Annotated in this window: 24 protein-coding genes; all 24 read right to left on the bottom strand. The window is 32.2% G+C overall.

Annotated elements, in window-relative coordinates:
- Position 1 precedes the first annotated feature (1 nt).
- The 24 genes from HZI73_RS26295 to HZI73_RS26180 all read right to left on the bottom strand — a co-directional run bounded on the left by HZI73_RS26295 (position 2) and on the right by HZI73_RS26180 (position 19,042).
- Complete coding sequence (locus HZI73_RS26295; RefSeq protein ID WP_212698953.1) at positions 2 to 1,375, bottom strand: S-layer homology domain-containing protein; 1,374 nt, start codon at positions 1,373 to 1,375, stop codon at positions 2 to 4.
- A 113-nt stretch (positions 1,376 to 1,488) separates the two neighbouring features.
- Positions 1,489 to 1,737 (bottom strand): hypothetical protein, encoded by a 249-nt coding sequence (locus HZI73_RS26290; RefSeq protein ID WP_212698952.1) that lies wholly within the window; start codon positions 1,735 to 1,737, stop codon positions 1,489 to 1,491.
- Positions 1,734 to 2,273, bottom strand: coding sequence for an HD-GYP domain-containing protein (locus HZI73_RS26285; RefSeq protein WP_212698951.1), 540 nt, complete (start codon positions 2,271 to 2,273; stop codon positions 1,734 to 1,736). The genes HZI73_RS26290 and HZI73_RS26285 overlap by 4 nt, the downstream gene beginning before the upstream one ends.
- 240 nt (positions 2,274 to 2,513) lie before the next feature.
- The gene (locus HZI73_RS26280) at positions 2,514 to 3,065 is read right to left on the bottom strand and encodes a hypothetical protein (RefSeq protein ID WP_212698950.1); all 552 of its coding nucleotides are present in this window, start codon (positions 3,063 to 3,065) and stop codon (positions 2,514 to 2,516) included.
- Between the two features lie 12 nt (positions 3,066 to 3,077).
- Positions 3,078 to 3,725 carry an SAF domain-containing protein gene (locus tag HZI73_RS26275; RefSeq protein ID WP_212698949.1) on the bottom strand — a complete coding sequence of 216 codons (648 nt, stop codon included), beginning with the start codon at positions 3,723 to 3,725 and terminating at the stop codon, positions 3,078 to 3,080.
- A gap of 14 nt (positions 3,726 to 3,739) precedes the next feature.
- The gene (locus tag HZI73_RS26270) at positions 3,740 to 4,231 is read right to left on the bottom strand and encodes a hypothetical protein (protein ID WP_212698948.1); all 492 of its coding nucleotides are present in this window, start codon (positions 4,229 to 4,231) and stop codon (positions 3,740 to 3,742) included.
- A gap of 20 nt (positions 4,232 to 4,251) precedes the next feature.
- Complete coding sequence (locus tag HZI73_RS26265) at positions 4,252 to 4,644, bottom strand: hypothetical protein (RefSeq protein WP_212698947.1); 393 nt, start codon at positions 4,642 to 4,644, stop codon at positions 4,252 to 4,254.
- 12 nt (positions 4,645 to 4,656) lie between these two features.
- On the bottom strand, positions 4,657 to 4,899 hold the full coding sequence (locus HZI73_RS26260) for a pilus assembly FimT family protein (RefSeq protein ID WP_212698946.1): 243 nt from the start codon (positions 4,897 to 4,899) through the stop codon (positions 4,657 to 4,659).
- Positions 4,900 to 4,919: 20 nt separating this feature from the next.
- Positions 4,920 to 5,807 carry a hypothetical protein gene (locus HZI73_RS26255; RefSeq protein ID WP_212698945.1) on the bottom strand — a complete coding sequence of 296 codons (888 nt, stop codon included), beginning with the start codon at positions 5,805 to 5,807 and terminating at the stop codon, positions 4,920 to 4,922.
- A gap of 17 nt (positions 5,808 to 5,824) precedes the next feature.
- The gene (locus tag HZI73_RS26250) at positions 5,825 to 6,016 is read right to left on the bottom strand and encodes a hypothetical protein (RefSeq protein WP_212698944.1); all 192 of its coding nucleotides are present in this window, start codon (positions 6,014 to 6,016) and stop codon (positions 5,825 to 5,827) included.
- A 90-nt stretch (positions 6,017 to 6,106) separates the two neighbouring features.
- The gene (locus tag HZI73_RS26245) at positions 6,107 to 6,529 is read right to left on the bottom strand and encodes a hypothetical protein (protein WP_212698943.1); all 423 of its coding nucleotides are present in this window, start codon (positions 6,527 to 6,529) and stop codon (positions 6,107 to 6,109) included.
- A 12-nt stretch (positions 6,530 to 6,541) separates the two neighbouring features.
- A complete protein-coding gene (locus tag HZI73_RS26240) occupies positions 6,542 to 7,558 on the bottom strand; it encodes a type II secretion system F family protein (protein ID WP_212699018.1) in 1,017 nt (338 codons plus the stop codon).
- Positions 7,548 to 8,741 carry an ATPase, T2SS/T4P/T4SS family gene (locus HZI73_RS26235; RefSeq protein ID WP_212699017.1) on the bottom strand — a complete coding sequence of 398 codons (1,194 nt, stop codon included), beginning with the start codon at positions 8,739 to 8,741 and terminating at the stop codon, positions 7,548 to 7,550. Before HZI73_RS26235 ends, HZI73_RS26240 begins: the two co-directional genes overlap by 11 nt.
- A 5-nt stretch (positions 8,742 to 8,746) precedes the next feature.
- Entirely contained in the window at positions 8,747 to 9,625 is an 879-nt protein-coding gene (locus HZI73_RS26230; protein WP_212699016.1) for a hypothetical protein, read from the bottom strand.
- The gene (locus HZI73_RS26225) at positions 9,622 to 10,905 is read right to left on the bottom strand and encodes a response regulator (RefSeq protein ID WP_212699015.1); all 1,284 of its coding nucleotides are present in this window, start codon (positions 10,903 to 10,905) and stop codon (positions 9,622 to 9,624) included. The genes HZI73_RS26230 and HZI73_RS26225 overlap by 4 nt, the downstream gene beginning before the upstream one ends.
- Positions 10,906 to 12,618, bottom strand: coding sequence for a M23 family metallopeptidase (locus tag HZI73_RS26220; RefSeq protein WP_212699014.1), 1,713 nt, complete (start codon positions 12,616 to 12,618; stop codon positions 10,906 to 10,908).
- 5 nt (positions 12,619 to 12,623) lie between these two features.
- Positions 12,624 to 14,312, bottom strand: coding sequence for a hypothetical protein (locus HZI73_RS26215; protein ID WP_212699013.1), 1,689 nt, complete (start codon positions 14,310 to 14,312; stop codon positions 12,624 to 12,626).
- Positions 14,313 to 14,324: 12 nt separating this feature from the next.
- Positions 14,325 to 16,124, bottom strand: coding sequence for a VirB4 family type IV secretion system protein (locus tag HZI73_RS26210; RefSeq protein ID WP_212699012.1), 1,800 nt, complete (start codon positions 16,122 to 16,124; stop codon positions 14,325 to 14,327).
- Entirely contained in the window at positions 16,117 to 16,878 is a 762-nt protein-coding gene (locus tag HZI73_RS26205; RefSeq protein ID WP_212699011.1) for a hypothetical protein, read from the bottom strand. Before HZI73_RS26205 ends, HZI73_RS26210 begins: the two co-directional genes overlap by 8 nt.
- Positions 16,879 to 16,934: 56 nt before the next feature.
- Entirely contained in the window at positions 16,935 to 17,234 is a 300-nt protein-coding gene (locus tag HZI73_RS26200; protein ID WP_212699010.1) for a PrgI family mobile element protein, read from the bottom strand.
- A gap of 12 nt (positions 17,235 to 17,246) precedes the next feature.
- The gene (locus HZI73_RS26195) at positions 17,247 to 17,510 is read right to left on the bottom strand and encodes a hypothetical protein (RefSeq protein WP_330619765.1); all 264 of its coding nucleotides are present in this window, start codon (positions 17,508 to 17,510) and stop codon (positions 17,247 to 17,249) included.
- On the bottom strand, positions 17,488 to 17,799 hold the full coding sequence (locus HZI73_RS26190) for a hypothetical protein (protein ID WP_212699008.1): 312 nt from the start codon (positions 17,797 to 17,799) through the stop codon (positions 17,488 to 17,490). The genes HZI73_RS26195 and HZI73_RS26190 overlap by 23 nt, the downstream gene beginning before the upstream one ends.
- Before the next feature lie 41 nt (positions 17,800 to 17,840).
- The gene (locus HZI73_RS26185) at positions 17,841 to 18,341 is read right to left on the bottom strand and encodes a hypothetical protein (RefSeq protein ID WP_212699007.1); all 501 of its coding nucleotides are present in this window, start codon (positions 18,339 to 18,341) and stop codon (positions 17,841 to 17,843) included.
- A 2-nt stretch (positions 18,342 to 18,343) separates the two neighbouring features.
- On the bottom strand, positions 18,344 to 19,042 hold the full coding sequence (locus HZI73_RS26180) for a hypothetical protein (protein WP_212699006.1): 699 nt from the start codon (positions 19,040 to 19,042) through the stop codon (positions 18,344 to 18,346).
- Positions 19,043 to 20,148 lie beyond the last annotated feature (1,106 nt).

Raw genomic sequence — 20,148 nt, 5'->3', positions numbered from 1 at the left:
CCTACTGTCCTTCAACTAGTTTAAAATCACTTAAATAAGTGTAAGTATATAGTGTGTAGGTATAAGTACTCCAATTTACTGGAGCATTTGAAACAGGATTACACATTTCTACATCTACATCTACATAGTACCACTTACCCATTTGCAGATTTTCAACCTGTGAATACATTTTTTCTAGTAATTCAAATTCATATTTTATGTTTTCATGATTTTCATGGTTATCATATTTAAAATAAATTCTACTTCTAACAGCTTTACCGTTATCTGTTCCATAGACCATTCTATAGCTATCTGTTACAAGTATCATTTCCTGTTGTATTTTCCATTTTTCCGTTTCATCTAACCACAAATTAACAAAATCTTTTGGGGCATGTCTTTCGTTCTTATAACCCCACCATCCTTGAAACCACCAAAGTAATGTTTCTAACTCTTTTTCTTTATCTAATGTTTTATAGTTTCTACTAAACAATGTCTCAACAAATTCCTTTGTCTCAATTGCCAATGTGCTATATTTTTGTCTCTCTGATTCTTGGTCTGTAAACTTCATATTATTTTCTTCAAAGGTGTCGTAATACATATTTTCTATAATAGGATACCCCTTTAATATCTCCATAATCTTCTCCGTACTATAAACAACCTTCCCGTTCTCAATCTTATGAATATGCTCTATAGGGGTAGGTTCTTCTCCCGAACCACTACCATCATTACCACCATCCCCTGAATCATTACCACCTTGACCATTATCATCTGTAGGTGATTCTGTAGGCTCAAAAGGCTTCCTCTCCTTCTCATCGATCATACGATGTATAATGGTACTTGCCTGTGCTCTAGTAGATTCATCCTGTGGTCTAAACGTATTGTCTGGCATACCTGTAATAATTCCAAAAGCATATGCATCCTTTACATCTTCCACATACGTATAGGAAATAGACGAAAAATCATTCACATAGTTTTCCACAAGATTTCTGGTATCTGCCTTGTCTTCATCCTTAATAGCCTTAGCGATAATACTGGACATTTCTTCTCTTGTAATAGCTTGAGTATAAGAAGCAAATTGGTTTTCTTGAATAATACCAAGTTCCATTGCTTTATCAATAAATGGCTGCGCCCAATATGGCGATCCATTTTGTATACTTGTGTAGCCCATGGCTGTCACAGTCATCTTGATAAATGCGTCCACATTAACGCTAAAATTAGGTTTAAAGGACCCATCTGGAAATCCATTGATAACACCCATGTCTACAAGTTTTTGAATGTTGGGGATAGCCCAATGATTGTTTTGCAAGTCGTTAAACAAATTATCTTCAGCTTTTATCATTATCGAATTTGCTACTAGTGTTACGACTAATAGTAAAGTTAAGATTCCTTTTTTCATACATAATACTCCTTAATTTGTCAGTTATTAATAGGGAACGTTCGTATAATTATCAGACAATTAATACCTTCAGGAAGAGGATCAAGGATTAGTTGTCTGATAATTCATCTTATTTAACACCACTTTTTAGCTTTTAATCGTTTTAAGAAATTTTCTCTAATCATATCTTCAAGTTCCTTAAATAGAAAATGCTCTTGTGGGTAGTAAATTGTTTTAACTAATTTCCATCTGTAGATGTTTAGCTCGATGTTATCAATGTTGTGGAATAATCGAATTTTATATCTACAAAGTTTCTTGTGCTTTAACCCACACTTGTTAATAATATCTATTTTTATTTTTTCACTCATTGCTGATAACTTCACACAATCACCTTCTTATTATCATCCATCATACATTCCAGGTGATCTAGCAGCCGCCTATCAAATCCATTATTTTTTTTCATTTCAGCTATAGCTTCTTGATGCGTAAAAACTTTTTGTTGATAACACCTTTTATTAGTCAATGCATCATATACATCTGCAATAGCTATTATTTTTGTACAAATAGAAAATTCTTTTTTATGCATATACCCGCTGCCGTCAAGACGTTCATGATGATGCAATACTGATTCTTGTATATCTTGATTAAAGCTATTTGATAGTAATTTAAAACCAAATGCTGCATGATTTTTTACATATGCATATTGTTCTTCTGTTAGTCGGCCAGGTATACTCAATATGTGCTCATCAAGATTAAATTTACCGATATCGTGTAATACAGCTCCAAAAACTGTATTATATACTTCAACATCCGTAAGTCCTTCTTCAAGAGCTAGGTAATAAGCTGTTCTTCCTGTCCTTATACCATGTTCCATTGTTGAAAACATCATTTCAAAGGACTCAATATTTTTCTTTTGCACTTCTCTCTCTCCTTCCATCTAAAAAAAGCATATAGTTTACACCACACACTTTTTTGTAAAAGAAGACTTTCTACCTTGTATTGACAACTACATAAATTTAATTTATATTTTATATAGTTGCTACAAATGCGTTTTGTGTGGGTGTATGGGCACCTATTTTAGTCAAGAAGTATTTGCGGTACTTCTTGACTGTAGCAACTTCTGTTTACAATATTATTATATCACTTTTGAGTGATTTTTTCAATCTTGTTTTATAAATCTAAAAAATATTCGATGAGTAGATGAATCCATAAGCCGTTCTTCCTGTATTCTTTCACGTACAAAGACGATTTCTTTTTTTCCCTCCATTATCTTAAATACCTTTAAGTAACGATTTAAACTGCTTACATAATATTTCTCAGTCCCTTCATGAGGCCTTGAATAACTGTTCATGGAGACATCCTTTATGTCAATTTCTTTAAAAAGCATCTCATATGCTTGATTGTCTTTTACACTTCTAATCTTTAGTTCTAGCGATAGTGTTATATTCGTTTCATCTATTTCAACACCAACATCATCAACATAAAAATCTTCCTCATCTCTGACTTGTCCGTATACTAATGATGTTTTTATCTTTGCAAAGGGTATATTACAGACTTTAAATAACGCACCGTATAAGTCATCTAAATCCAGATTTTCATATTTTTTTATCTGTGTATAAGTGTCACCAAAATTAGCTTTAAAACAATTTACAACGCCATCTTCTCCAGTTTTATAAATTACTTCATTTTCTTGCTTTTTTAAATATTCCATGTGTAATCCTCCCTAACTTATAATTTCTATTCGACCTTTGTCCTTTACTTCAACAATGAAAATAGCATCTGTTTCTGTGACTTCAAATGTTATATACATTGCTTTTGCATCCATATAATCTAATTCACCTTCTGTAAAGAGATTAATATCTTGTATTTCAATAATCTCAGCATCTATAACTTTCGTTATTTTAAAGTGCTCTGGAACTGTTTCTGCTAGTCCACTAGATGGTGAATAAATTAATCTTATTTTCTGGTTCTTATCTACATTAAATCCGTTAGCCCTGTCTGGACTATCAAACTTGATCGTTACAAGAACATGTCCTTGTTTTGCCATGTATGTACTCTCTTTTTTTTCTTCCGCATAACTGTTTTTACTTATTACTTCACCCTTTTCAACAGAACGTGATGTATAGTTATTTATCACCATACTTTTATCTGTTATAGCTCCACTAGGAACGTTTAATAATCGAAATTTTTTCTCCGAGATATACTCATCTGTTATTTTTGTATTTCTTTCAAGGCTTTTACTGAATACATATACTGTTTTTTCTAGCTCCATTGGTACAGTACTCTTAATAAGATAAACAATGCCTCCAAGAGCTGCAAGAAGTATGATAATAAAGATGAGAATCTTATTAAGTTTTATCTGCCTTAACATCCATCAACCTCCCTCTAATTGTCAACTGGTAGGCTAAGAGTATATGGAATCTCATAGCCTATCCATTCTTTTCCCATTATACTTAACAATATCTGACGGTAGATGTGTGGTTTAATGGGTAAAATGACTTTTACGTTAATAAATTTTCTTGTGCGATCTTCATATTGTAATTCTGTCACTTGCACTTTTGCATCTGCCATACTTTTATCTGTTGGTGTAAAATCTACATTTAAGTTTAAGTTATCTATTACGTACTTATCAAATATTTGCTTAAAATCACTGGTAAACTCAATATCTTTTATGGATGTTTTTTCTATATTGAGCGTTGTGTATGTAGCTTCTAAGGAGTCTTTTATAATACTTTTTGTATCTCTAGCTATTTTAGTCATCATTTGCTTTTCAAATACAGCTGCAAAGACGGGCATAATAAGGAAAATAACAAAGAATGCAATTAGAAGTATGGACAAAATACCTGAACTACCCTTATTGTCTTTTAAACATTTCACATTGACCACTTCGCCTTTCCTTAGTTTAACACTTTTTTATTGGGAAACTGACGCTTATACGTTAATGTTACTTCTTCCATTTTCCTTGTGAATATTGATACCAATGTACTGTACCTATATTTCGCTGTTACGGTATATACAATATCTTCCTGGTACTTCCTTGTGTTACGCAAACTTATGTTGACAGTCAAATCTTCAATGCCATCCATTGCACTAAGCTTATTTTTCAGCTCTGTAATTTCAAGACTTGTTAATCCCCCATCTTTTAAAGCTTTGTCTTTATATGGGGTGTTTGCTATAGCAAATTCTCTTTCCGCTGCAAAGGGAATAAATATTTGAAGTAATATAACCACGAAGGCTACTAAAAACACCATGCCTATCCCTTTAAAAACTATCCCTATAATGCTATCCATTGACTCACCTACTTATGCTGTTGGAAAAATTTTATCTTTTATATTAGTTGTATACCAAGTGCCTAAATCAGTCATTAGATCACTCATAAAAGTTCTAAATCCAGGCAAAGCTACGTAGGCACCAACTAGCACAACGATAGCTAATGCGATTAACATACCGATGAATGATACCCCTCTTTCATCTTCTAGGAACATGCTAACCTTATCCTTTAGTGTGCATTTTACCTTAATACATAATTTTGTTAATTGACTCATTTTTATTCCTCCTCATTGTTTTAAAATATCGCTTGTTTAGCATTGCCCAGTTCTTTAAAAATTGGGTAGAATGCAATAATCATGATGATGACTACAAACATAAATGCTATGCCAATGCGTTTCATTTTTATTTTTTCTGTTTCTAACTTTATGATATTCATATATTTTCCAAATAGCTTTTTTTCCTTCTTATCTATTGTATTACTGTTTTGTCCAGTCTTTACACCCTGTTTTATTGCAATAGCCAGGGATTTAGCCTCATAGGTTTTATAATAATTGGTTATGTATGATAGGGACTTGTCTATGTCATTTGTACTGATATACGTAGACCCCATTAACATCAATCGACTTTTTAATAGGGGATCATGAACGGCTTTGTATAAGTTTTTGACTGCTGTTGAGGTACTTATTCCACTACTTACTTGATTGTTCAAAAACTTATATATCTTGTAACCTTCAATGTGAAACATTCTTTCTTGCTTTTCTATTTCACTTACAATGTATAATTCAATAAGTCCCTTAGCAACAAATCCTAGTAGCATGGCTTCTATAAAATATCCAGCTAATATTAAGGCTAGCAAGAGGAATAACGGGAAGCCATAACCCATTAGTATATAGCTATATACCATACTTTTTCTATTCTCTCCTGCCCTAAGCATTCGAAGTTCACATCTTTTGTAAAAGCTCTGCATTTGTTTATTATTTAGTTTAACTCTCATATTGGCCATCTTGAATATTCGCTTTTGCTTACGATAACTTATTAATTTATCCAATGTCCTGTCTAATTTTGAGGTCACATACTTATATAATTGAACAGCCAGGTATATGGTAACTACCACTACAACAAGCAGTAATAGCGTAAATATATAATTTGTCTGCATCATGTTCAGGATAAGATCTGTATTCACATGCACATCCTCCCCATCTATTGATTTTTGTTCACATAGCTACATGACTCAATTGGTTTATTAGCTGAAGACATCCCAATGATGACACCTTCTTTCGTACTTCGTCTATCATTTTCTGTGTCCAGATGTACGACAATTACATTTTCATTATTGAAACGTTCTTGCAGTATTCTTTGTGCTGCAACCATTCCATGTCCATGTTTTCTCATATTAACTCCTCCTTCTTCTGTTTATGCTTACTATTAGTGTAATCAATTTTTCCAGTAAGGGTATTGATGCAGCTAATATTAATGGCATCATTACTTGGTATGCTCCTCCTTCTTACCCAATATAGCTTTAGTCAACATTTTAAAAGTTCCTTCCTTTAAACCCCCATTATATAGGTGCTCAGGGTAATAAATGACACCAATTAATCTATTTTCATTATTTAAGATACCTATATTGTTAAGGGATTTTCCATCCCAATATGGGTTAGGCTCTATTCGATACAATCTAGCATCTTTTGATATGCTAACACATGTATGCTGTGGGGTTTCAGGATTTAAACTACCACCATTCACATTAAATCCCATCCCGCCATCAGCATATAGATTATGTCCTGTTGGCTTGGCTTTCATCCTAAATGTATCTTGAATCATTTCAATTACTGGATAACCACCATATTTGTTGATATCTTCAACAATCTTTTCCCTAGTATATACCTCTAGTAAATTTACTTGCACAATCACAACCTCCTAATGGTTAAATTTTTCTATTTTAAGATTAAAATAAAATCCAATTGCAAATAACAACGATGATACATTCAAGATTATTCTTCCTTCTGTGGTACCTAAATATAAAGTTCTTAATGTTGCATTTAGTTGAACGCAATAATACACAACTAGAATGGCTATTACCATGATGATGTTAACTAATATTCGGTCTGACCAACTCTTCATCTTTCGGTTGTCAAATTCTTCTTCCAGCATAAAGGCCTCGTCCTCTAATCTTCTGACCAGTTCTAAAACATCTCCTTTACTTTTCACCGCTTGCTTTAGATTTAAGACGACACTATAAAACTGACGTATGTTGACTTTGTAGGATAGCAGATCAAGTGCAACTTCTATATCCACTCCGTTTTTAATTTGGACCACACATTCTATGACGAAACTTTTTAAAGGCTCTGGTATATTATCAATGGATTTTTCCATTGCGTAGAGCAAATCACTTCGTATTTCTAGGAAACTGTGTAATACCGATAGAAAATCCGTTGTTAATAATCTAATCCTATTGGAGTTATACCTGCCCATACCATCTAATATGGCCACTGGTAGAAAACATATTAGTACACCAATAAGTATGGCGGTTATTACAGAGTGAAAGATGCTATACACTCTAGGAAAGATATTGACAAATATAATACCTTGAAGGATTAAAAGTGTATAGATATTTACAAATGGCACGTACTTCTTGATATTACTTCTTTGAACCAATGTCAAGTCCATATTCTCTAAGAAATTAAGTTTAAGTGTATAATCGTCCTTCATTTGTGACTGTACTATCCTTATAAGGTTCCTATTAGCCTTTCTATCAAGTTTTTTAAAGCCACCTTTAATGGACTTAACAGTGGTACTTAAAGTTGATCCTATAGGCAATTTAAGGGTAACTATGCCAACAATTAAGATGGTTGTAACCAGTATAATAATGAATAAGATGAAAATTGGCCAAGATAGTGTTGCTATCGCATATAACTCTATAAGCTCATTTAGCATGTTCCGCCCCACCTTCTGTAATGTCCACAAATTCAAATGTGTCTTTTTCCCGGTTATACCCCTGTACCTTAACAATTTGTTGTACTTTAAAATCGCTCATATAAATGATTATATCTACAGCTTGGCTCGTGATTGCCTTTAGGGTATGTATAGGTATTTTTTTATCCGCAGATTCCATAAGTGTTATTAATCTGTTGATTGCAGCTTCAGCACCTTTACTGTGCAAGGTTGCCCTTATCTTGTGGTCCGTTGACCCTGCTTTAATAAGACTGTATGCTTCACTATCAACGATTTCTCCTACAACCATGCAATCCACTGACATGGTTAGACCTTCTCTTACAAGATCTTCTAGTTCAACTTTTACGCCGCCTAACTCCTTCTTTTTAATTCTTTGAATGACAAAGTTATCATAATCATTCATATACAACTCCGTATCTTTTTCACATACCAGGTATGTATTCATTGGGTATGCCTCCATTAATATGGCTCGTAGTAGCGTTGTTTTCCCTGATGCACCTTTGCCACATATAATAAGATTCAGCGATAGATTTTTTTCATTACATATCAGAAATTCTTTCTGTTTTTCTGTGAGCATATTAAGTTTTACTAAATCATCAAGGTTATATGGGTGTATCGGATGCTTTCTCGTTATCATAGATGCACCTGTTACATTTCGAGGTGGTATGGATACATTGATACGCAATCTATATTTCTCATCGGATACTCGACAATGGGTATTGTTCTCATCAATTATTCCACCATTTCGAGCAATCATTAACATTGCGAAATCTTGAAACTCTTTTGTGTTTATAAAGGAGATATTTCCTTCTTCTTTTACACCATTTCTTTTTATGGTACAATAGTTATACCGGGTAAAATCAATATCCGAGATGGTATCATCAGTTATTAAGTCTTGAAGAATACCATACCCATACATAAAGTTATTGATTTCCTGAAATATACGCTCCTTATCGCCATAAGGATACGTATCAATCATTTTTTTAATCTCTTTTAGAAGGGGTTCTTTGTCAGCCCCTTCGGAGATTCTGTGGATGAGTAGCGCATGTTCTGTAACAATTTTATGTCTTATTTCCTCAATTAGTGATAGTTCATTCTTATTAACTAGGTCTCTCTCAATGTGTTTTGTCTGTTCTCTTTTTGTAAACGTATTGATTGTAGGCATCCATTTCACCTCTTCTTAAAAAAGCCCCTTTTACCAAGATGTATGTTGAATTTTTTGAGTAATGTGATGTAATCATTTTTAACTTTTCTACTCATTTTATATCGTTTGTGAAATTTACTCCTAGCGCTGATCCGTTTTTCATCATAAACGATTGTTCCTAGGAAATTTTTTTCTGTTGCAGCCTTTACTTCTGATTTTGGCATATGTAATGGTGAGTAATTGAAGCCTATTATCTTCTGCCGGTCTTTTTCAATGGATCGTTTCTGTAAACCATACATCACATACTGATTCACTTTTTTTAATTTATCTGCTGTTAACTCCACCGGATAAAGCATTGTATCGCATGTATCTAATGTATCAACGTAAAAGGCATCATATATGCATGCGTTGGTGTTGACAATCACCATATCAAAACACTTTATAGCCATGATAAGTAGTTCCTTAAATGCGTTCTCTGGATAATACTCATACATATTTAAGTCATCATTTCCAGTCAATACATATAATGATTTACACTTTATACACATCTCCTGAAATATTTCCCTGGTAGGTTTACCTTTTGCCATGTAATCCATGGCCATGTTAAAGGATGATGTGGTTCTGATGCTTGTGCTAATATTAGCATTAAATGTATGTTTCATTGCTAATGTTTCAGCTATAATAGGATGTAATGTGTCTGCATCAATAAGCAGTATTTTCAATGTTGTATTTTCAGCGATAAATAAAGCAAATTCACTTGCAAATTCAGCATTATCATATACACCTACTATTAGTTTTCTAAACGATTGGATGACTGTTTTATCGTCTATATTTTCATCTTTTACATTTTCCTTCTTCACTTCCTTTTCTACTTCTTTTTTTAATAAAACTGGTTTCCTTTTCATTTTCCTATCCCCCCCTTCCATATATTGAATAGCCTTTTCTTTTTCTTCATAGTGTTAGTCGGTATGACATCTTTTAGCATCGAAGAAAATACTTCGTTTTCATCAACTGTGAATGGATCTGGTGTAAAAGGAGCCATATAGCACTCCAAACCACTTAAGTTGTATTTCACAAACTTAAAAAGTTCCTTGTTTGAAAAAGTGAAGTAATACTTCGATTTATTCTTTAAATCTTTCTCTTTTAGGTACTGGTCCAAATTAGGTATTTCCCAATCTTTTACCCCGCTAACGACTATCCTTATATTTGCTCTGAGAAATTCAGTTTTATTACACGTTTTAAAATCACCCATATCCAATACGATGTAATTAAAATCATTATGTAATATTTCAAAAAAGTTTATGCTGTCCTCATAACTATAGAAATGAAAGCCATTTAATAAAAAACCTTTCTCCTTTTCTATAACATCTTCATAAGCATTTCTTAATATTGAAAAATTATCACTCTCGTGCATTTCTACAACGCCCACACTTTGATTTAAACTTTTTAAGTAACTTGCTATAGAAATACATGTATGGGTTGTCCCAATGCGCTGCATTGAGCCTGTTACTGCTATTACCAATGTACCTATTATTTTATCTTTAATAATGGTTACAACAGGTCTTTCTATATCTTCTTTTGGTTCCTTCTTTCCTTCTTTATAAAGGTTCATTTTATCTAATGTATTATTTTCTTTCCCATTTAACTCATTGCTATCAACATCAAGTAAGGAATTTTTCTTTGTGAGTTTATTTATTTTATGAACGATATTCTTCTTAGTAGGCTCACTTTTAGGTTGATTGATACTTTCATCCACTATTTCAACTTTCAAGCTATTGGTTTTACTTTCATTATTGTCATCTGGCTTTTCTCTTAAAGTTTCAATAACATGTGACATCTCTTTTACAGATTTTGGATTTTCAATTAAATGAATAATATCTGAAGGCTTTAATGAATCAAATATAATATCAAATACACCATATTTTATACATAATCTCTTTTCCTCTTCGTTATCAGATGTGGTTAAAAATATTATCCTTTTCCCTTGCTTTATTAGTTCCAGAAAAGTTGTTTCTAAATCTTCCTCACCATCTAATCGGCTACTTAATATAACAATATCAAATGCGTGTTCTATAAGGTATCCCCGATATAGTACGATTTCACAAGTATACTTATTGTTAATTTTTTCTATCAATGTTTCATTAAGCCTTTCAATTGCTGTAGCTATAGCAATTTTTCTTTTCATCTAATCATCCTTTACTAATGGTAAATAAATCATTGCGTTTTCATGATTACCTTGTGGATTGATAACTTCAAAATGCAAATGTGGTCCAGTTGAATAACCTGTATTTCCTGATAAGCCAATTATTTCTCCTGTATCAATCTCCTGGTCTTTCTTACACATAATCAAATTCAAGTGAAAATACTTGGTTATAAATCCATCATCGTGTTTTATGACAACATAATTACCAGCGATCTTTCCATTTCCTGTCCGTAGGATTTTCCCTTTGCTAGCTGCTATGATAGGTGTCCCTACTATAATAGGAAAATCTGTTCCATGATGGAACCTATGTTTTGTTATCCCATTCATAGTCAATGTACCTGGCCCAAAATGAGAAGATATATTAATTTTTTTCTCATTCACGTTTTCACTGAATTTAATGGGTAAAATAAACTTTGTTTGTTCATCTGTTACCTTATAACTTCCTGTACCTTCATAACCACCATTAACAATGAGTTTTGAATTATGACCTAAGTAGGTATTGGCGTTGTAACTAAACTCGTAGGATTCAGGGAATAAAGCTCCTGTATGTAAAATTAATTCCTTATCCTTTTCTACTAACTTATCTTCTAAGTTGTGTGTGGCTATAAATTCATCATATCTTGTATTTTGGGAACTACTATTGACAATATTGTAGCCTTCTGTTTTGGTTCTGTTATAGATATAAAGTTCTTCCGTAATTTTAATCCTATTGTAACGCTCTCTTAAAGTTGGTTCTTCATAACTGTATCTTTGTTTTCCTTTATGATACTTTTGATTATAAGAGATATAGTAGGATGATACTTTTACATAAGCTCCCTTGTCGTCTTCGATATATCCACCTTGTTCCGAATTTTTATTTGCAGATGTTCTTCTTTCATAGTTTCCATTAACATACACATAATTACCATCCTCACTTTGTTCATACTCATACCTAACTTCTGCCTTTTGGTCCGTTAAGTGCCATTCACTTGTTTCAATAATTGTCTTATTATAACTGAACGTTTTATTTTCAAACATGGTGCTAACACTTTTTAAGTAAGGTAACGGAATTTTTTTAGTTGTATTAATTTGATGCCTTTCTGAACCTTCAAATACACCGTTTTTATACGTTTTTTTATGGGTATAGACTGATGAATATTGTGTTTGATAATATTCAAAATCACTTAGGTTATTCATATTAAACGTATACTCAAAAATGGGACTTAGCTTTTTTTTAACGACGTTCATGACAGACATATCTTTTATGTCATTAGATGTTGTCGCAATGACATCTACGCCTGCAAGAAATTGCCACCATAACCTATAAACTCTTGTTGTATCACCTATTCTAAACAGAACGTTTTCCGTTTTATCGTGGTTAGCTTTAGCTAATAAAAAATTATCATCTCTATGAGCTATTTCTGTTAGTGTTTCTTCATATACTAAGATATTGGCATTTTGATTTTTGGGGTATGAGTTTTCTTCAATTTCAATGTATTTTTTTACCTTATCATAATTTATTATGCCTATCTGATCTCCAATTTCTGCTTGCACTTCTTTTATCTTCTCTTGGTTTAGTGATCCACCTACGAAAGGTATTTTTGATATCATTTCAGCAATGCCTATAATAATAACGATAAATAATACAATTAATAATAGGTATGGCGATTTCTTTAGGAGAAACATTTGAATTTTTCTTTTTATGAATTGTTCCATTTTCTCTATCTCCTACTATGTGATTTAATATCTGCTGATGCAAATGATTGTGTATGCTTACTTGACATTGCTTGACCTATGGACTGCATACCTCCTACTATAGCATTTGCACTAGCTCCACTTACCTTACCTAATCCTTTACCTACCTTATCCATTGGCATTTTGTTTAATACCATTTTCGTTCCCTGAAATGCAGCTAATCCTGTTAGCGGATTCTCCCCTACAGATGCTACTGCCATACCCGCTCCTACTGCCAATGCTGTTTTTGTAATGTTACTATTTACTGCCTTGCCTAATGCCCCTCCTACAATGCCTCCATATTTTGCTCCATTACTTAGTCCATGACTTACACCATCTACTAGTCCTTTGCTTACACCAATCTTATTGGCCGTATTTTTTACAGCATTACTCGCATAACTTGTTATTGCTGAAAACACTTTTGAACCAGTCGTTGTTGTGTTGTTTTGTGTACTGGACGTTGCGTTTGATGTTCCATTAAATGTCTTTCCACCTTTTGAATTATTCATTCTTACAAATGTTGTTATTGCATATGCCACCATACCCATCATGGTTGCTCCACCAGGTGTATTGTTTCTTGCATTTTCTTGTACTTTATGGACTGTAAATACGGTAATAATTATATCTACTAGCTTAAATATCATTCCATATACAATGATTATAACGATAGGGTTATCTCCATTTGGCATACCATTCAACACGACAGTGGATATAACAAATGCGAATGCGTAGTAAAAAGGATAAACAGCAAACTTAATAATAATGTTTAACCATACATTAGATGCATTGAATTCTTTTAATTGCCCAACAATTAAAGCAATAGGTGCTAATGCATAAAATCCATTAAGCACAATTTTTCTAAATATCATGATGGTCCATAACTTAAATTCTAGATAGATCATATAGAGCTTTGCAATGGACACGCCTACACCATAGTCTCTTGCATCCATATCATAAACAGCTGCATAACTGTTGTTAAAATCAATTTGATTTATTAAGCCTAGCAGATAATTTGATAAAGCCAACATCACATAAACAAACGCTGGTGCTGAAGCTATATAGATTATTATTAATCCCCAGCTCAGTAAGTACTCTCTTACTTCGGCACCCTTTCGCTCATCTGTTGCAAAATTAATGATTGAATGTCCCGTCCTCACAACCATTATATAGATAAATACAGCACTGGATACAAGTATCAAATTAAATAAGTTGACCGTTGTTCCATTTTTTAACGGAACATTTAAATTAACAAGTGGATTTTCCTCTATGTTAAATAGTACATTTTGAATACTTATATCGGCTCCTAATATCCACTCTCGCATAACCCTAAAACTAGTTACGGCGAACTCTATAATACCAATCAGGATACCTTCACCAAAACCTATTTTTATATCAGTGGTAGGTGCAGTAATCCCTCCTGTAGATCCTCCCGAAAAATTATGATTGATATCATTTGCAAATTTTCCTATCAAACCGTTTATATTATTTGTTATATAATAAGCGGAAGTTATGACAAAGGCTGCTATGCACACATAAAATAATCCTTGTATAGCTTTTTTTCTTTTCTCAGGATCTTTTCTGTTAATCATTATAAGTACACCAATGGATATAATGGATAAAAAGGACATAATATAAGCAAATAATTTTGCCAACTTTTCAATATCATTGAATATCATTGTTGCACCCCCTTATGTTCTAAAATACTCCCACTCAAAATCAAAAACTTCAACATGCATTTTTACTTTGTTGTTTCCGCAAAGAAGTAATGCGTTTCCTTCTTCAAAGGTTACCAAATCATTTTTTAAGGAATTAGATAGTTTAAAATGTCCTGCAACTTTATCAACAGAATCTGGATTTTGCTTCATAATAATTTTGGTTGAAGCCATATCAATAATCGTTTGACCACTTTCTGACGCCAAAAATTCATTTATAAATTGACTTGCTATAATTAGCGATGCAGTATATTTTCTGCCCCTTCTATCCATCTCTTCTAGTAATGCTGCTGCTGCTGGATATTTCGCAAAATACCATCCCTCATCTATTTCTACATTTTTCTTTATATGTTTGTACTTATAATTTCCAAAAACACTCCATACCCATTCTATTGCATTTATAACAGCATAAAATTTCATAAATCCATCAGATACACCTTTGAATCCTATGCCAGTTAGTCCCTGTTGTAGCTTTACAGTCGTTTGACAATCAAATAATGCCATTGAGCCATCCCCTGTAATTAACTTCATTAGCTCTGCTAGTTTTTTTGTTGCAGGGTATTCATCTAATTTGTTCCTCAAGTCTGAAAGAATGGGCATTTTTTTCTTTTTCTGTCCTATGCTAAATTCATCACCCTCATCGTCTCTATATTCATATAAAGAATCTGGATTTTGTGTGATTTTTTTATCTGAATAAAGTTCTCTTACTGCTTCTTCTACGCCCGTTAGCTCTAATCCTCTTAAACCGTGACCTCTCATTTTTTCACAGAAAATGGATAACATTTCTCTTATTTCAGCTACTTTTCCATAGATGTCAATTTTTCTATTTCCTTTTTTATCTTCTTCTACCTCTAAATCTAGTGGATTTATACCTGTTTTGGAACCTGCTTCAATTTCAATATAATTACCACCTAAATACTTTATTAATTTTTCTGCCTCACCCTCTATATCAAAATATACATTCCATGCACCATTGGACGTGGAACGACTCGTAATTGTTTTTAGTAGTACACTCTTACCTGATCCTGAAGGTGCAATTATCATTATCATTGGATTCGACAATAATGGAGGTCCTACAAAATTATCATAAAATATTCGAGTTTTAGTTGCTAATGTATACCCTAGATAGTAACCTTCAGGATGTTGTAACCCATTCGTCCCATCTGGTAATAAAGCTGCAAATCCATCTGATGTAATATTATTCTTGTACTTTTTTTCCTGTTCGGTCATCAATATAGATGGCATGGTGGATTTAAAAGCTTCCGCTTGTTTCAAGGATAAGCAATGAACAATGATACTCATGGTTTCACATTGATTTTCAAAAATATCGCTGTTCTCATTTAGTTCTTCAAGAGTTTTCCCCCATACTCGAATTAACTTAGTTACACTTAAAAGTTTTTTTCTTCCAAGCTGTATATCTTTTCTCATTTTTCTATAATCATTAGCTTTTTGAGTGTATTTTTCATCTCCACCATTTAAAGAAGCATTACTTTGGGCCTTTGTTATTTCGGTTGTTAATTTATTTACGGCTTCCTGATCTGGTATTCTTTCGATATAATCAATCGTATCTATGTTTTGTCCTAATTCTACGTATAAAGGATCAAAATATCCTATATGTACAAGAAAAGGTAACGCTAATACACCATAAACTCTTACAAATCTGTTTCTTCCTAAGTAAATATAATCATCATGTTCATCGAAGGCTTGTGGTAATATTAAATCTAAATTACCAACGGTTCCTGTATAGTCCCATGTTAATTCCTGTGTTTTATTCATTAGAATCACCTCCTATTGTCATGTCAGAGGTTGAATATAACTCAAAGATACCTTTTTTTTCAGCATCTATTAAATCAATCCTGGAACCATGATTGATATACTCATTAAAAAAATCAATTTTTTCTATGGTCTCTAACATATTATAATGAATATTTGATCGTGTTAAGTTGGTCATCACTAGTGTTGCTCTCTGCTTTAGTATTCGAATTCGCTCTTTTTCACTTTTATCTTTTGCACCCACAACAAGATATTTTTTCTTTTCAAACTCTTTACGGTCGTATTGTTTGCTCTCAAGAGCCTGTGCCAGCTGCAATGAATAATTGGTTGCCCCTTCTGATAAAAGACCGCTATTGATGGTTTCATAGATTTTATCATTACTCTTTCTATAAGTAACCTTTCCTATCATGGTAATTACTTTTATGGGAAATTTTAAACTCAATGCAAATCTATTTAATTGTTCTTCATATAACTCTACTTCTTCATCGTTTAAACTTCCTATATCGGGAGTAGAATAATCAATAGTGCAATTTATTGTACCATCATGATTTTCTGCTACATTATTTTGAATGGTCCTAAATCCAATTTTATGCTCTATCCTTTTTGCAGACTCTTTTTTGTTTTTTTCCTTACTCAATTTCTGATTACTAACTTTACGTCTTTTAGCTTTTTTCTTTTCATCCAATTTATTTGATATTAAGTAATAGATTGCAAATGTTACTAATCCCAATCCCCCACCTATTAACATAGGAATCATTTTTTTTGCCTCCCATATGCCATAATACATATTTAAGATATACTATGGCATTCATTTTAGTATTTATCATAGGTAAATGTTTTTTGCCTTAGCTTAAATTTTATGAGTTTTACTAAATAGACCTCTAAATGATCCTTATCTACTTTCTTAAAGGCGAATACAGAACCTACTATAATGAGTAATACTGCTATCCCAAGTTGTATTAAAAATCTGGATAAAACAAACCCATCACTTGATGTAATAATAAACGTCATAAAGATTGTTGGTGAGTAGCATGCTCCTTCTCTGGCTGTTAATTTTCCACCAATAATTTTATCCGGTGTTTCTTGATCAAAAGGCGTTTCTACATATCTCATAAACTTTCCTTTCTAGAAAAACATCCAAGTAACAATTGTAGTTGCAAATGCTCCTATAAAAAGTGCAATTGCTACCCAGAGTAGTGAAGATATTTCTTCTGTCCGTTTTTCTGCATCTTTTCTATAAACCATAATTCCAAATACAGCTGATATAACAGTTACAAAAGCAGATATCCCCAATATTAAATCCTTTACTGGGTTAACTCCTTCTGAAAATTTATTTAGGTCTGGATCACTCGCATAGACACTCATACTAAAAAATGTGAGTATTATCATATTTATTGATAAGTTTATAATTCTTTTTAATGTTTTGATTTTCATTTTTATCTCCTTCTTGTCTTTTCCACCAATTTACTTTTTTATCATACTTATAATTTTCAACTGTTATGACGTGAATGTCTTTCCCTTCTTCTTTAGCAATTAATACAAAATCATTTTTGATGATGGCCAATATTTCTTTTTTCTTCTCACATCTAATGACTTTATCAGGGCTTATTGCAGCATCAATCAGTATATCTATAATCATATCTTTTGTGACCGTGACATTCACATTTGTTGTTTTCATGTATCTTATGTAACCATCGATTGCGTGATCTTTGACATATATCAACGTTTCTTCACTTCATTTTCATAGATAAACACTTTATCTGCCAACGTATTTAACTTTATCTTATCTATTTGGTCCTCTGACTCTAGTATTAATACAAAGTTTCCGTAGTTTTCTCGATCAATCAATCGGCACTGTATATTTTCCCTCCCTTTATTGACGATTGTAAAATACATGAAAATTTCTACTTCTGCTAATTTAGCTGCTGCGTAATATGGTAAATCTACACTTATTATATCTTTTGTTATTTTTTTATCTTGATATAATATTTGAAGTATATCTAAAACTTTTAGAACATTTTCTTGTTCTGCATTTTCAATTTGAATAGCCTTTATCTTTATGCATTCGTCTTCAATAACAATTTTGTTATTCTGTTGTAAACGATAAAGATTTTTTATATTATAGCCAACAAAACAACTTAAATGTTCTTTTCTACAGACGCCAAACTGATTTAAAAAATCCAATATGTTTCCATCTTTATGTGTAAGCTCTGGTCGCATTTTTACACCTTCTTTATAAAACGTATTATATGACCCCATACATATCTTTTTTCTTCACTGATATCTTCAATTTGGATAACTACTCTATCACCTACATCTAAGTTTTTTCTCCAGTTGACATGTCTACATAATACAGGAACATCAATAACAGGAATTTTAACAAACACACCCATCTCTTGTTTTGATACAACATTGCCGCAATATTGCGATTTAATTTTACAATGGGTACTATCCCATTTACCTCGCGTACCAACTTGCTTTATGGATACTTTCAGAGGACTTGTATTAATAACAACGGCAGCTATCTCATCACCAACATTAAATGCATCACTATCTCTTAAATCTTCCATCCGATATGGCACGCATTCTTCTACTGGTATGTATACTTCATGTCCACGACAATCTGCTACAATGACTTTTTGTAATATGGTTAATATATCAATATTAACCTGTTCATCAACTTTAAGATTCTTATATTCTTCCTGAAGTATCTCCATAGCTTTTTTTCTGCTGCCGATTTTTAGTCCATTTTCCTCACCTAAGATAACAAAATTAATTGAAGCTCCTAGAAATTTCTGTATTTTACCTTTTCTATACTCACCTCCTATTTCTGATTCATAAATAATGACCAATTCATCATTATGTTCTACTAATGCACGATCATCTTCATATCCTATGATCATACCTCTTAATATGTCCACATGTATCAATCCTCCTTGCTTTTTTAGCCTTGTGAACAATATGATTACACCATGTATAATCATACATTTTTATACAAAAAAATACGTGAATGCATAACTTACACACTCACGTATTCTTGGTTCCTCACATATATTTCAAGTTGACAATTTCAATGTATTATCTTATTATATATTGAGGGTTGCTTTGGAGCTTTTTTGCTCCTATGTGGGTGCGTTATCACCTATGTAATCAGTAAAGTATTGGTAGTACTTTACTGATATGGCAACCTTATAATTTTCTATTATAATATACCATATAAATTTACATAAGGCAATATAATTATATTCCTCTTTTATCTGACTTTATTATCATATTGTGTAGCCTCCAATACAAAAAATATTTTTCCTCTAATCCTGTATAACGATTATCACTTCTTTCCAACATCATTTTAATCTGTTAGTATTAATGTGCTTTATAGGTACTATATAAGATATCCTTAATAATAAATATGCATAAGGACCTATTAAGCAATGAGTAATTGTTCTTATTACCTATTCTACCATATATTGTATGTAATTAGTTATAATTTGTCAAATATTGATGATTTTTCTAAATATATTTTTTTTGAGGTAAGGTAATTCTCAGTAAAAAATTATATATGAAGTTATATAATCCGATAGTTTATATTTTTGTTTCATTTATTTCCTAATTATTGTTACACTATGTGTTTAAGTACATTAAAAATTGTCTATACTCTAAACGTAATATAATTGTGGGCCCACAATTATACATGACAAATATGGTGTACACCTTTAGATATTAGTTTTCTAGAAACAAATATTTAAGGCCTCTAGTGACGACTAAGGGCTATTTGTCATGGGTAAATTTATCATTTGTGTTTAGGATCAGTTCACATAAAAAGTACTATTCGGTGACTTACAATTCATAAATGCAAATTAATATAGGTTTTTATAGGTCATAGTTCATCATGGTCATAACCTTATACTATGAATTACACAAGAATATTTTTTTTCATTCATGTAAGGTTTTTATGGTTTAGTGATGAGTTTATACATAAATTGTGTTATAATCTTAGGTGATTCATTGATTGTTTTTTTTATTCAAG

The organism is Vallitalea pronyensis (assembly GCF_018141445.1).
GTDB lineage: Bacteria > Bacillota > Clostridia > Lachnospirales > Vallitaleaceae > Vallitalea > Vallitalea pronyensis.
The sequence above is the reverse complement of the archived record's forward strand: the minus strand, read 5'-3'. Positions and strand labels throughout refer to the sequence as shown.

Coding starts and splice junctions, on each gene's coding strand:
- HZI73_RS26295 (WP_212698953.1), bottom strand. CDS start 1,375: ATGAAAAAAGGAATCTTAACTTTACTATTAGTCGTAACACTAGTAGCA.
- HZI73_RS26280 (WP_212698950.1), bottom strand. CDS start 3,065: ATGGAATATTTAAAAAAGCAAGAAAATGAAGTAATTTATAAAACTGGA.
- HZI73_RS26275 (WP_212698949.1), bottom strand. CDS start 3,725: ATGTTAAGGCAGATAAAACTTAATAAGATTCTCATCTTTATTATCATA.
- HZI73_RS26265 (WP_212698947.1), bottom strand. CDS start 4,644: ATGGATAGCATTATAGGGATAGTTTTTAAAGGGATAGGCATGGTGTTT.
- HZI73_RS26260 (WP_212698946.1), bottom strand. CDS start 4,899: ATGAGTCAATTAACAAAATTATGTATTAAGGTAAAATGCACACTAAAG.
- HZI73_RS26250 (WP_212698944.1), bottom strand. CDS start 6,016: ATGAGAAAACATGGACATGGAATGGTTGCAGCACAAAGAATACTGCAA.
- HZI73_RS26240 (WP_212699018.1), bottom strand. CDS start 7,558: ATGCTAAATGAGCTTATAGAGTTATATGCGATAGCAACACTATCTTGG.
- HZI73_RS26235 (WP_212699017.1), bottom strand. CDS start 8,741: ATGCCTACAATCAATACGTTTACAAAAAGAGAACAGACAAAACACATT.
- HZI73_RS26230 (WP_212699016.1), bottom strand. CDS start 9,625: ATGAAAAGGAAACCAGTTTTATTAAAAAAAGAAGTAGAAAAGGAAGTG.
- HZI73_RS26225 (WP_212699015.1), bottom strand. CDS start 10,905: ATGAAAAGAAAAATTGCTATAGCTACAGCAATTGAAAGGCTTAATGAA.
- HZI73_RS26220 (WP_212699014.1), bottom strand. CDS start 12,618: ATGGAACAATTCATAAAAAGAAAAATTCAAATGTTTCTCCTAAAGAAA.
- HZI73_RS26215 (WP_212699013.1), bottom strand. CDS start 14,312: ATGATATTCAATGATATTGAAAAGTTGGCAAAATTATTTGCTTATATT.
- HZI73_RS26210 (WP_212699012.1), bottom strand. CDS start 16,124: ATGAATAAAACACAGGAATTAACATGGGACTATACAGGAACCGTTGGT.
- HZI73_RS26205 (WP_212699011.1), bottom strand. CDS start 16,878: ATGATTCCTATGTTAATAGGTGGGGGATTGGGATTAGTAACATTTGCA.
- HZI73_RS26200 (WP_212699010.1), bottom strand. CDS start 17,234: ATGAGATATGTAGAAACGCCTTTTGATCAAGAAACACCGGATAAAATT.
- HZI73_RS26195 (WP_330619765.1), bottom strand. CDS start 17,510: ATGATAATACTCACATTTTTTAGTATGAGTGTCTATGCGAGTGATCCA.
- HZI73_RS26190 (WP_212699008.1), bottom strand. CDS start 17,799: ATGAAAACAACAAATGTGAATGTCACGGTCACAAAAGATATGATTATA.
- HZI73_RS26185 (WP_212699007.1), bottom strand. CDS start 18,341: ATGCGACCAGAGCTTACACATAAAGATGGAAACATATTGGATTTTTTA.